At 64.8% G+C, this 11,307-nt stretch carries 7 protein-coding genes; 1 reads left to right on the plus strand and 6 read right to left on the minus strand.

Features of this window, described 5'->3' with window-relative positions:
- Positions 1-108: 108 nt before the first annotated feature.
- The gene (locus DER72_RS15235) at positions 109-1,557 is read right to left on the minus strand and encodes an IS66 family transposase (protein ID WP_110070791.1); all 1,449 of its coding nucleotides are present in this window, start codon (positions 1,555-1,557) and stop codon (positions 109-111) included.
- Between the two features lie 400 nt (positions 1,558-1,957).
- Between DER72_RS15235 and DER72_RS15240 the strand changes: the two genes are divergently transcribed.
- On the plus strand, positions 1,958-3,745 hold the full coding sequence (locus DER72_RS15240; RefSeq protein ID WP_110070792.1) for a methyl-accepting chemotaxis protein: 1,788 nt from the start codon (positions 1,958-1,960) through the stop codon (positions 3,743-3,745).
- 32 nt (positions 3,746-3,777) lie between these two features.
- On the opposite strand, the gene DER72_RS15245 is transcribed toward DER72_RS15240, so the two are convergent.
- From DER72_RS15245 to DER72_RS15265, 5 genes are all read right to left on the minus strand, one after another.
- Positions 3,778-7,191 (minus strand): DEAD/DEAH box helicase, encoded by a 3,414-nt coding sequence (locus DER72_RS15245; protein ID WP_110070793.1) that lies wholly within the window; start codon positions 7,189-7,191, stop codon positions 3,778-3,780.
- Positions 7,192-7,374: 183 nt separating this feature from the next.
- Positions 7,375-8,949, minus strand: coding sequence for an ATP-binding protein (locus DER72_RS15250; RefSeq protein ID WP_110070794.1), 1,575 nt, complete (start codon positions 8,947-8,949; stop codon positions 7,375-7,377).
- Positions 8,950-9,132: 183 nt separating this feature from the next.
- Positions 9,133-9,396, minus strand: a complete 264-nt coding sequence (locus DER72_RS15255; protein ID WP_110070795.1) for a Txe/YoeB family addiction module toxin — start codon at positions 9,394-9,396, stop codon at positions 9,133-9,135.
- Entirely contained in the window at positions 9,389-9,649 is a 261-nt protein-coding gene (locus tag DER72_RS15260) for a type II toxin-antitoxin system Phd/YefM family antitoxin (protein ID WP_110070796.1), read from the minus strand. Before DER72_RS15260 ends, DER72_RS15255 begins: the two co-directional genes overlap by 8 nt.
- A 265-nt stretch (positions 9,650-9,914) precedes the next feature.
- A partial coding sequence (locus DER72_RS15265; RefSeq protein ID WP_110070797.1) for an ATP-binding protein occupies positions 9,915-11,307 on the minus strand: 1,393 nt, incomplete at its 5' end.

Raw genomic sequence — 11,307 nt, forward strand, 5'->3', positions numbered from 1 at the left:
TTGTGGTGAATATCAGCTTACTCGGATTTACCGCCGTTTCTCTATCCTGTCTCTTCCTAATCTTACTTCGCTTTCACGCCAGTCTGCGAAGAACCACTTTTTATGTAACTATTCAGCACCGGTTGGCTGAGTCGGGGCTTCTTGCTGCATGAAGGCTGGCACCTCCCCCGCAAACAGTTGCTCCAGTGCGGTATGCGCCGCTACCCCTTGCTTGACGGCGGTCGAGAGAAAGCTACGCATGCGGCAGAAGATCTCAGCGCCCTCCCAGGAGCGAAAACAGCCCGAGATCTTCTGCTGAACCTTGGTCATCCGCAGATCCCGCTCCCCCTGATTATTGGTGAAGGGAGCGGCAGGGTCGTCGAGGAAACGCAGCACGTCGTCCTCGTACGCCCGGAGGCGTTCCAGCAGGTTGCGCGACTTAGTGCGCTTGACCCGGCCTCGTGTTCCAGAGGGTGGTGTGACCGGCGGTGGGCACTCGGCGTCCCCTTTTGCCAAACAGTCTCGGTAACGCTGTCGCCAAGCGCGCGTCTCATCGGCCGATAACCTGCCATCCGCCGCCTCCACGGCGCGACGCATGTCCAGCAGCAGGTCATGCAGCGCCTTAGCCCATGCATGGCCATCGTTCTCCCAGGCCGCCGTCAATTCCCGCAGGTGGTGGGCATTGCACAGGGCGTGCCGGCAATCCGAGTAGCGGTAGTAGGGCTTCCAGTGATCATGCACCAGCACACCATTCACGAAGGGCAATACGCCGATGGCGTCCATCGCCTCCTGACCGCGTTTGGCGTGTGGGGCCAACCAGGTCAGGGCCTCGTTGGAGGCACTGTGAAGCCAGTAGCGCTTGCCGCCGACCTGCATCCCGGTCTCATCGGCATGCACGGTAGCCGCTTCGCGTAGCGCCGGGATCACCCACTCGGCGAACGCCTCGGCCCGCTGGTAGGCCTCCTGGTTGAAAGCAAACAGGGTGCCGGTGCTCAGCGCCAGACCGCACTGGGACGTCAGCAACTCGCGGATACGGGCATAGGGCAACAGCTGATACTGGGAGAGATAGACGACATGCGCCTTGAGGCGAGGGCCATACTGGATGGGCCGCGTCACACCCTCGGGAAACGGCGCCACGTAGCGTTGTCCCTTATCGTCTTCAAGAACCTCGGCTTGGTACTCGGTGACCACGGCCTGGATCACGATGTCCTGCACTTGGCGCGTTTCAACACCCACCGGGCGGTAAGTGCGCCCCTTGGGGAGTTGCCGACGATCGACGCGGAGCTTGACCACCTCGTCGGGGTCCGTCACCGGCGCCAACGTCTTGCCCTCATGCCCCGGTTGTCCGCCGGGGCGCCGCTCGCCTTTGGCGCGCGTGCGGCGCTGGCGGTTGGGGTCCTGGGACGGTGGCTTGCTGCTGTTGCGGCTGCTGGTGGCCAGTCGGTCGGCCATCAGCTTGACCAGCAGCATCAGGACATCGATGGCCGCACGCAGCGACGGCGAGACCGTCTGGTCTTCCTTGAGCTGCTGCCGGACCCGCTCCAGGGCCTCGTCGACGTTGATATCGCTGATGGTCATATCACCGCATAGGTGTGCCGAATGATGCTGTGCACTATGCCAGAAAAATCAGCTGGTTGGCGATACCCCATCCGCAGCCACCTGAATAGTTACCTTTTTATAAGAATATTGACAGGACGACGATGCTAACACACAGAGTTAACACAGTATTATTGACTCACATCAAGCCACACCCAGCCAGACAGCACCCGCAACAGAGGTACCGTCACTGGGCGGGAGTCACGCCAGCCCTGAACTACGGCTGGACCTCGTGGCCGATTGCCTGCTCCCTGGATTCATAGCATAACCGCAGCCCACGACACCGAGCGTCTCAAGCGATTTGGCGAGATCGACTAAAGTCTCACCCTACCGGGCCGATATGGAAAATACTTCCAAGTCACCCCACGACGAGACCCTGTCCATGCCCCACACCGCAACGCCCTTAAGGCGCGCCCTCTCGCTGCAGACGCGCCTGCTGCTGCTGGTCCTGATCCCCCTGCTGGTGGTGATCCTGACGCTCACCGCCAGCCAGGCCCTTTCACGTATTCAGGACAGCCGCCAGCAGCTGGAGCAGCAACGCCAGCTGCTCCTCGATACCCGCCAGACCGGCGTACAGGACGTGGTGCAGAGCGCCCGCTCCGCCATCACGCCCGTGCTCGAGAACCCGGGACTCAGTGCGGCCGAGAAGCGCCGACATGCGGCCGAAGTGCTCCGCGCCATCCGCTTCGAGGGCGACAACTACATCTTCGTCTACGACTTCGACGGCACCAATGTGGTGCTGCCCTACAGCCGCGAACGGGAAGGCACCGACATGAGCGGCCTGCGCGCGCCGGATGGGCGCTACCTGGTGCGCGACTTCATCGAGGTGGGCCGCAGCGGCGGCGGCCGCTACGCCTATCCCTGGGAATACCCCGGCACTGACCGGGTCGAGCCCAAGTACTCCTACGTGGATGCCATTCCCGAGCTCGGCTGGGTGCTGGGCGCGGGGGTCTATGTCACCGACATCGACGAGAGCATGGCGGCCGCCGAGGCGGTGGCCGCGGCGGAGCTGCGCCGCAGCCTGCTCACCACTGCCCTGCTCGGCCTGCTGATCTTCGGCGCGGTGGCCGCCGTCAGCCTGGTGCTGGTGCGCCACACGGTGCGCCCCATTCGTCGCACCGCCGAGGCCATGGGCGAGATCGCCCGCGGCCAGGGCGACCTGACGCGCCGCCTCACCGCCCAGCGCAACGACGAGCTGGGCGACCTGGCCACCCAGTTCAACGCCTTCGTGGCACGCATGCAGGAGACCCTGCGCGATGTGCGGCGCAGCACCCACAGCGTGCACCAGGCCGCCGGCGAGATCGCCCAGGGTAGCGACGAACTTGCCACGCGCACCGAACAGGCCGCGGCCAACCTCCAGGAGACCTCGGCCTCCATGGAGCAGATCACCGCCACCGTGAACCACAGCGCCGAGGCCGCCGAGCAGGCCAACCAGCTGGCCCAAGAGACCGCCGGCGTCGCCCGCGAGGGCGAGACCGCCATGCGCGAGGTGGCGCGCACCATGGGCGACATCGACCACTCCGCCGGCAAGATCAGCGAGATCATCACCCTGATCGACTCCATCGCCTTCCAGACCAATATCCTGGCGCTGAATGCCTCGGTGGAGGCCGCCCGGGCCGGCGAGCAGGGCCGCGGCTTCGCGGTGGTAGCTCAGGAGGTGCGCTCCCTGGCCAGCCGCTCCAGCGAGGCAGCCAAGGAGATCCGCACTCTGATCGACGCCTCCGTGGCCCACACCCGAGAGGGCACCCAGATCGTCGAGCGCGCCGGCACCACCATGCAGGGCATCGTCGAGAGCGTGGCCCGAGTCAGCGACGTCATCGCCGAGATCAGCGCCGGTGCCCGGGAGCAGAACAGCGGCATCGGGCAGATCAATACCGCCGTGGCCGAGATGGACACCATGACGCAGCAGAACGCCGCCATGGTGCAGCAGAGCGCCTCAGCCGCCGGGGAAATGCGCCACCATGCGACCCAGCTCAGCGCCCTGATCGACACCTTTGTGCTTGGCGACGAGCCCGGCGACCAGCGCAAGACTCCGCAAGCCAAGGCACCGACAGCTACCGCCGGTTCAGCATCCGTGGCGCCTCGGCAGGCAGCCCTTGCCTCGCCGGGGCGCACCGTCTCCGCGCGAACGTCTCCCACTGCCACCGGGGCCGAGTGGGAAACGTTCTGAAATAGAAGAAGGCCCGGCCTGGCTCACCCGCTCTAGACGACCGGGGCAAAGAGCAGCGCCAGGTCCTCTTCGTCGAACATCGGGCCCTCACTCGGGCGCTCGGCACCGCCCTCTAGGATCGAGGCGGCGAGATCGGCCTTGCGTGCCTGCAGGTCGAGAATGCGCTCCTCCACGGTGCCGGCGCACACCAGCTTGTAGACGAACACCGGGTTCTGCTGACCCATGCGGTGGGCGCGGCCGGTGGCCTGGGCCTCCACCGCCGGATTCCACCAGGGATCGTAGTGGATTACGGTATCCGCGGCGGTGAGGTTCAGGCCCGTACCGCCGGCCTTGAGGCTGATCAGGAACACCGGGATCTCGCCCTGCTGAAACAGCGCCACCCGCTGGGTGCGGGTCTTGCCCGGCGTGTCGCCGGTCAGGGTGGTGAAGGTGATGCCGTCCTTCTCCAGGGCCTCACCGATCAGCGTGAGCATCTCGGTGAACTGGGAGAAGATCAGGATACGCCTCCCCTCCTCCAGCAAGGGTCCCACCAGCTCGCGCAGCTGTTGGAGCTTGGCCGAGCGTTTCGTCTTGCGCGCGCTCTGAAGCTTGACCAGCCGCGGGTCGCAGCACACCTGGCGCAGCTTGAGCAGCGCATCGAGCATCACGATGCCGGAACCGGCCAGGCCGCGCTCGGCCACCGCCTGCTGCACCCGCTGGTGCTGGGCCAGGCGCAGGCTCTCGTAGAGCTCGCGCTGGGCGCCGCTCAGGGTGACCTCGCGACGGGTCTCGGTCTTCTCCGGCAACTCGGCGAGCACCTGCTGCTTGGTCCGGCGCAGCATCAGCGGGGCGATGCGCCGGGAGAGCCGCTGGCGCAGTTCGACGTCGCCCTCTTTCTCGATGGGGGTGCGAAAGCGCTGACCGAACCACTGCTGGCTGCCCAGGGCACCGGGGGCCACGGCGTCGAGCTGCGCCCACAGCTCACCGAGGTGGTTCTCCAGGGGGGTACCGGTCATGGCGATGGCGCGCGCGACGTTGAGCTCGCGTACCGCGCGGGCGGTCTGGCTGGCGGCGTTCTTGATCGCCTGGGCCTCGTCCAGCACCAGCAGGCCGAAGTCGTGCTCGCGCAGGCGCTCGAGATCGCGGATCAGCAGCGCATAGGTGGTCACCGCGAGGTCGGCACTGGGAAGCGCCTCCCCGAACTGGCGCTCGCGCTGAGCCTTCCCCCCCTGCAGGGCGACGACGTTGAGCTCGGGGGCGAAGCGTTCAGCCTCGGCGCACCAGTTGCCCACCAGGCTGGTGGGCGCCACCACCAGGGTCGGGCGGGTCAGCGCCCCGCGGGCGCGCTCATCGAGCACATGCGCCAGTACCTGGACGGTCTTGCCCAGGCCCATGTCGTCGGCCAGGATGCCGCCGGTGCCCAGCTCGGAGAGAAAGCGCATCCAGGCGATGCCGCGGGCCTGGTAGTCGCGCAGCTCCCCGGTAAAGCCTGGGGGAGCCGGCAGGCTGGCGGGCAGTGCGCGCAGGCGGCTGGCCAGGGCAGTCACGTCTTCTCGCCCCGCCCAGCGCTCGTGTTCGGCAAGCGGCGCGACCTTCTCGGCGGCGGTCACCGGTAAACGCAGCGCAGCCTCCGGGTCACTCTCGTCGCTGAGCCAATCCAGGATAGGCGCCATCAGCGAGCGCAGGCGCGAGAGCGGCATCACCAGGCGGCGATTCTCCGGCAAGGCCAGCGTCCAGGTGGCGTTCTCGGCCTCGTCCTCCGCAGGCTCCAGCGGGAACGCCGGGTCCCGAAACAGGCGACGCAGGATCGGCAGCAAGTTGAGGCGCTCGCCTTCCACTTCGATATCCAGCGCCAGGTCGAACCAGCCGTTGCCGGCCGGCTCAAGCTCGCCGTACCAGTCGTCCGGTTCGACGTAGGTCGGCTCCTCGGGGAAGTCGTCGCTGAAGTGAACCAGGCAACCGGCCTGCCGCAACCGGGCGATCATCTCCCACCAGCCATCCGGGCCGGCCAAGTGGGTCGACCATTCGAGAATAGTGGAAGGGGGGCCTTCGGCATTCGGCAGCAGCAGCGACCATCCAGGCAGCTTCAGATAGGCCGGCACCACGCCAAGTTCGCGTAGTCGCTCCAGGGTGACCATGCCCGGCGGCAGGCTGCGCACCAGCGCCAGCTCCGCCTCGGTATCGCGCCGGATGATCAGGCGCTGGCCGTCGCGAAAGCCCTGCACGCGCTCGCCACGCTCAGGCGCCACCTCGATGCCGGCGTAGTCGAAACTCACCACCGCGGCCCCCACCTCGACCCAGCGCGGCAGCGGGGCCCCATCACGAAAGCCTAGCTGCCCCGCGGCAGCCTGCATGGTGACCTTGAGGCGCGGCGCCACATCATCCAGGTGGCGCTCCTCGATCTGGTGCGGCGCGACCAGGGTCTCGGCCAGCGCCGGTGCCTCGCGCAGTCGCTCACTCAACCAGCCGCTCATCTCAGGGGGCAATGGCGGCGCCTGCTCGACCCGGCTGAGCCATTCCGGGTCCCCCGCCATGCGCCCGAAGAGGCCCTGCTCAACGTCCAGATAACACAACTCGCGCCCTGCGCGCAGCACGATCCCCGCTGGAGAGAGCAGGTCATCGGGCTGGACGTCCAGCTCAAGGTGCTGGACACCCTCCTCATCGGCCTGCCAGTAAGGTGCCAACTGCCCGGAAGGCCCCAGCGCGAGAGGGGGGCCGGTCTGCTTCTCGTGGAACAGCAGCGGGGGAGCCTCAGCTTCCAGCAGGCGCCACAGCGCCCGAGCCTGGAAGGGCTGAGACACCAGGGTGGCGCCACGTACCTGGCCGGACACCCAGGTGGACTCTCGTTGGCCGTGCAACAGCAGGGTCAGGGCCTCCTCCAGATCGGCCGACCAGCCGCCTTCGGGAACCGGCTGCAAACCATGGGGGCCAGATTCGATGATCCGCGGCGCTACCCAGCCCGTATGACGCCGGCTCTGACGCGACGGGCGCACCCACACCGGCACCACCCGCAGTATCGGGTCACGATAGGCACCGGGGACGCTCAGAAACAGCGCCAGGCGATACTCCTCGCCAACGCGCTCGCTGTCAGGGCCTGGGTGAGCCGGGGCGGCCAGCCAAGCCTCCCAATCGCGCTTCAGCCGCTCGCTTCTGGCCGATTCCAGCCCGGCTGCCGACAACCGGTTGGCGAGCGGCGGTGCAGGAGGCGAGTCGGGAGACGGCTCGGCGCTTTCCTCATGCCAGGCGCCACCCTCCTCGGCCATCTGCTCCATGAAGGTCTCGATCAGCGCCGCGGCATGCTTGCAGCGCACGCCGACCGGGCAGTTGCAGAGGGTAAAGAGCCCCTTGTCGAGCCCCTTGGGATCAAGATAGACCTGCGTCATGTAGGCCTGCTTGCGGCCCCCAGCCACGCGCCCGAAGATTCCCAGCATGTCGCTGCCGACCTGCAGGTTGAACCCATCGTACACACGCCCCTTTTCGGCATAGCCCAATCCACGTGACAGCGTGGCGGCATCAAAGGCAGTCGGCCAATCAACCTCGATCAGAGCCAAGAACAGGTCCAGGGCAGGGTCTTCAGGATAACGCGCTGACACATTGGCTCCTTGAGGTCGATGTTACGGAGAACATAATGCTACCACGATCCCCCACGCTCACCGTTGCTGCGCCTCCGCCTCGAAGGCCGCGATCTGGCGCTGCTCCTTCGAGAACTCCACGCCCACCAGGTAGATCGGCATACCCCGGTCGCGGTACTTGTCGGCGTAGCCTTTGGCCTTGAGCTGCGCAAGGGCACTGCCCTCAGGCAGCTGCTCCACCACCTTGAATTCGAACAGGTAGAGCTGCCCGAAGGCCTCCACGGTCATATCCACCCGGCCGTGGTGGCTGGCATCCTCCACCGTGACCCGCACCCCCAGGGCAGCGAAGTGGCTGTAGAAGACGCTGGCATAGTGGCCCTCGTACCTGGCGATAGGATTGTTGCGATACCAGTCGTGGGGCAGGCCAGCATAGAGCGCCTTGAAGTAGGACTCCAGCCCCGCAAAGTCCGCCTCTCTCAGCAGGCCTGGCAGCCGCAGTATCAGGTCGTCCTGGGCATCGTCGTTCAGCCCCAGCACTGGCAGCAGCGCCTCGTTGAGGCTCATCTCCACCTCCTGGTTGGGGAAGCCCAGACGATAGAAAGGCCGGTTAGGAATCTCTTCGCGCACCTCGTGCAGCGTCAGGTAGCCCGCCTGAAAAAGCAGCGCTTCCGTCGCGATATCGTCCACATCGAAACGGCCCAGCAGCGCCGGGCGACTATGCCAAGCGGTCAGGGCCGGAGTGAACACACCGCGCTGCCGGAGCAGCTCCACAAGGAAGCTGGGCGTGGCGCTCTCGAACCAGTAGGGGCCGAACGCTCGCTCCTGAAACAGCAGCAGCACACCGAAGGGGTTGTAGACCGATGTCACGTTCTCCCCGCCCCAGCGGTAGCCGTTGTACCAGTGGCGGATCGCCTCGCGATCCAATCCAGGCAGCTCTGCGGCAAACACCTGGTCGATATCCGCATCGGTATAGCCGCAGAGCGTGGCGTAGGGGGCATCCAAGGTGATGTCGTTGAGGTTGTTCAGGCCAGAGAAGAGACTCACCTTGCTGAACTTGGAGACGCCGGTAAGCAGCACGAAGGCCAGGTGCGGGTCGGCATCCTTGAGCACGCTGTAGAGGTTCTTCAACCCCTCGCGCAGGGCTCGGGCGCGCTCGGGCTCCAGTAGGTTATCGAGGATCGGCTTGTCATACTCGTCGATCAGCACCACCGCGCGTTCGCCATGCTGGGCATGGGCATCGCGAATCAGCGCCGAAAACTCCCCGGCAATGTCGGTATCACGCGTAAGCGACACCCCCAGGCGCTCACGCTCGCGGAACAGCTGGTCGCGGATGCGAACATCCAGGGCCTCGCGGCTCTGCAGCACGCCATCGCCAAAGCTCAGCCGGATCACCGGATGGCGGCGCTGCCACTCCCACTTGTCGTGGATATAGAGCCCTTCGAACAGCGCCTCGCGCCCCTCGAAGAGGCAAGCCAGGGTATCCAGCAGCAGGCTCTTGCCGAAGCGCCGCGGGCGCGAGAGAAAGTAATAACCGCCCTCCTCTACCAGCCGATGCAGCAGGGGTGTCTTGTCGACGTAATAGCACCCTTCCTTGCGAAGTTTCTCGAAGGACTGGATGCCGATGGGCAGCTTCTTGCGAGCGAGGGTGGACATGGCGCCTCCAGGTGCGACGGTGCAGCAGAGCGCCAGTGTAGCATCGCAGGCTCCATAGAGGTCTGCAGAGCATTCTGAGCTTTTGCCCCCCCCAGGCACCTTCTCAGCAAGAATCCGCGTGAAGCCTCGCCCAGCCGGGCGGGGAGCAGTCACCACGCCAAACTTGCGCGACACCATCAAGGTTCAATAGTGGTACCTGCAAGAGATGATCGTGATCGAAGACTCCTCCACCACGTAAACCAGTCGGTTTGATTCGTCAATGCGTCGAGACCAAAAACCGGACAGGTTCTCCTTTAGTGGCTCGGGCTTACCAATACCTTCAAACGGCGAGCGCTTGACGTCCGCTATTAGCTTATTGATTCTCTTTAGCGTTTTCTTATCTTGACGTTGCCAATAGACATAGTCACGCCATGACTCATCCGTCCAGCACAGCAGTCGATTACTCATCGTCATCGAGCAACTTACGCTCAACGACTTTTCCTGAACGGTACTGCTCAATCGACCTGTTCAGATGTGCCGCATTCGCTGGGGAGCGAAGCAGGTGCACGGTTTCCATCAGGCTGTTGTAGTAATCGAGTGACATCACGACGGCATCTTCAGAGTCTCGACGTGTGATGATGGCCGTATCGGCATCGTTAATCACACTGTCCAGCACGCTCTTTAGCCCGTTTCTTGCTTCGGTAAAGGACACGACCCTCATGGCACTTCTCCACGGTCATTGCATTGTGCTCACGATAGCATAGATATCAGACATGTTCAATATGTTGCACATGTTGTCGATTGCCGAGGGCTACCCTCTCCCCCACTAGGCTGTGCCAGTGGCGGTCGATCACTTGAAGGGGTGAATACCGATGAGCAGCTTCTTGCGAGCGAGGGTGGACATGGCGCCTCCGGGCACGACGGTTCAGCAGACGCTCCATAGAGGCCTGCAGGGCGCTCTGTGCTGGCCGGCACGGGCAGTTGCCTCAGCCCGTGATTGCCTCCTCCACCTCGAAAGCCACGATCTGGCGCTGCTCCTTCGAGAACTCCACGCCCACCAGGTAGATCGGCATACCCCGGTCGCGGTACTTGTCGGCGTAGCCTTTGGCTTTTAGCTGCTCCAGGGCCCGCCCCTCGGGCAGCTGCTCCACCACCTTGAACTCGAACAGGTAGAGCTGCCCGAAGGCCTCCACGGTCATGTCCACCCTGCCGTGGTGGCTGGCATCCTCCACCGTGACCCGCACCCCCAGGGCGGCGAAGTGGCTGTAGAAGACGCTGGCATAGTGTCCTTCATATTTCGCAATCGGGTTATTGCGGTACCAATCGTGAGGCAGGCCGGCGTAAAGCGCCTTGAAGTAGCTCTCCAGGCCCGCAAAGTCGGCGGCTTTAAGCAGGCCCGGCAGCCGCAGTATCAGCTCGTCCTGGGCATCATCGTTCAGGCCCAGCACCGGCAGCAGCGCCTCGTTGAGGCTCATCTCCACCTCCTGGTTGGGGAAACCCAGACGGTAGAAAGGCCGGTTGGGAATCTCCTCGCGCACCTCGTGGAGCGTCAGGTAGCCCGCCTGAAAGAGCAGCGCCTCGGTGGCGATATCGTCCACATCGAAACGCCCCAGCAGCGCCGGCCGGCTATGCCAGGCAGTGAGGGCGGGCGTGAACACGCCGCGCTGCCGGAGCAGCTCCACCAGAAACGTCGGCGTGGCGCTCTCGAACCAGTAGGGGCCGAACGCTCGCTCCTGAAACAGCAGCAGCACATCGAAGGGGTTGTAGACAGCCGTCACATCAGCCCCGCCCCAGCGATAACCGTTGTACCAGTGGCGAATCTGGTCACGATCCAGCCCCGGGAGCTCGGCGGCGAACACCATCTCGAGGTCGGCATCGGTATAGCCGCAGAGCGCGGCATAGGCAGGCGAAAGGGTGATATCACGCAGATTATTCAGCCCCGAGAAAAGGCTCACCTTGCTGAACTTGGAAACGCCGGTGAGCAGCACGAAGGCCAGGTGCGGGTCGGCATCCTTGAGCACGCTGTAGAGGTTCTTCAACCCCTCGCGCAGGGCTCGGGCGCGCTCGGGCTCCAGTAGGTTATCGAGGATCGGCTTGTCATACTCGTCGATCAGCACCACGACGCGTTCGCCATGCTGGGCATGGGCATCGCGAATCAGCGCCGAAAACTCCCCGGCAATGTCGGTATCACGCGTAAGCGACACCCCCAGGCGCTCACGCTCGCGGAACAGCTGGTCGCGGATGCGAACATCCAGCGCCTCGCGGCTCTGCAGCACGCCATCGCCAAAGCTCAGCCGGATCACCGGATGGCGGCGCTGCCACTCCCACTTGTCGTGGATATAGAGCCCTTCGAACAGCGCCTCGCGCCCCTCGAAGAGA

Origin of the sequence: Halomonas sp. A11-A (assembly GCF_003182195.1) — a bacterium.
GTDB classification, from domain to species: Bacteria; Pseudomonadota; Gammaproteobacteria; order Pseudomonadales; family Halomonadaceae; genus Halomonas; species Halomonas alkalicola.

Bases quoted from the DNA above. Each gene is read 5' to 3' on its own strand.
- DER72_RS15235 (WP_110070791.1), bottom strand. From the start codon at position 1,557: ATGACCATCAGCGATATCAACGTCGACGAGGCCCTGGAGCGGGTCCGG.
- DER72_RS15240 (WP_110070792.1), top strand. From the start codon at position 1,958: ATGCCCCACACCGCAACGCCCTTAAGGCGCGCCCTCTCGCTGCAGACG.
- DER72_RS15250 (WP_110070794.1), bottom strand. From the start codon at position 8,949: ATGTCCACCCTCGCTCGCAAGAAGCTGCCCATCGGCATCCAGTCCTTC.
- DER72_RS15255 (WP_110070795.1), bottom strand. From the start codon at position 9,396: ATGAGTAATCGACTGCTGTGCTGGACGGATGAGTCATGGCGTGACTAT.
- DER72_RS15260 (WP_110070796.1), bottom strand. From the start codon at position 9,649: ATGAGGGTCGTGTCCTTTACCGAAGCAAGAAACGGGCTAAAGAGCGTG.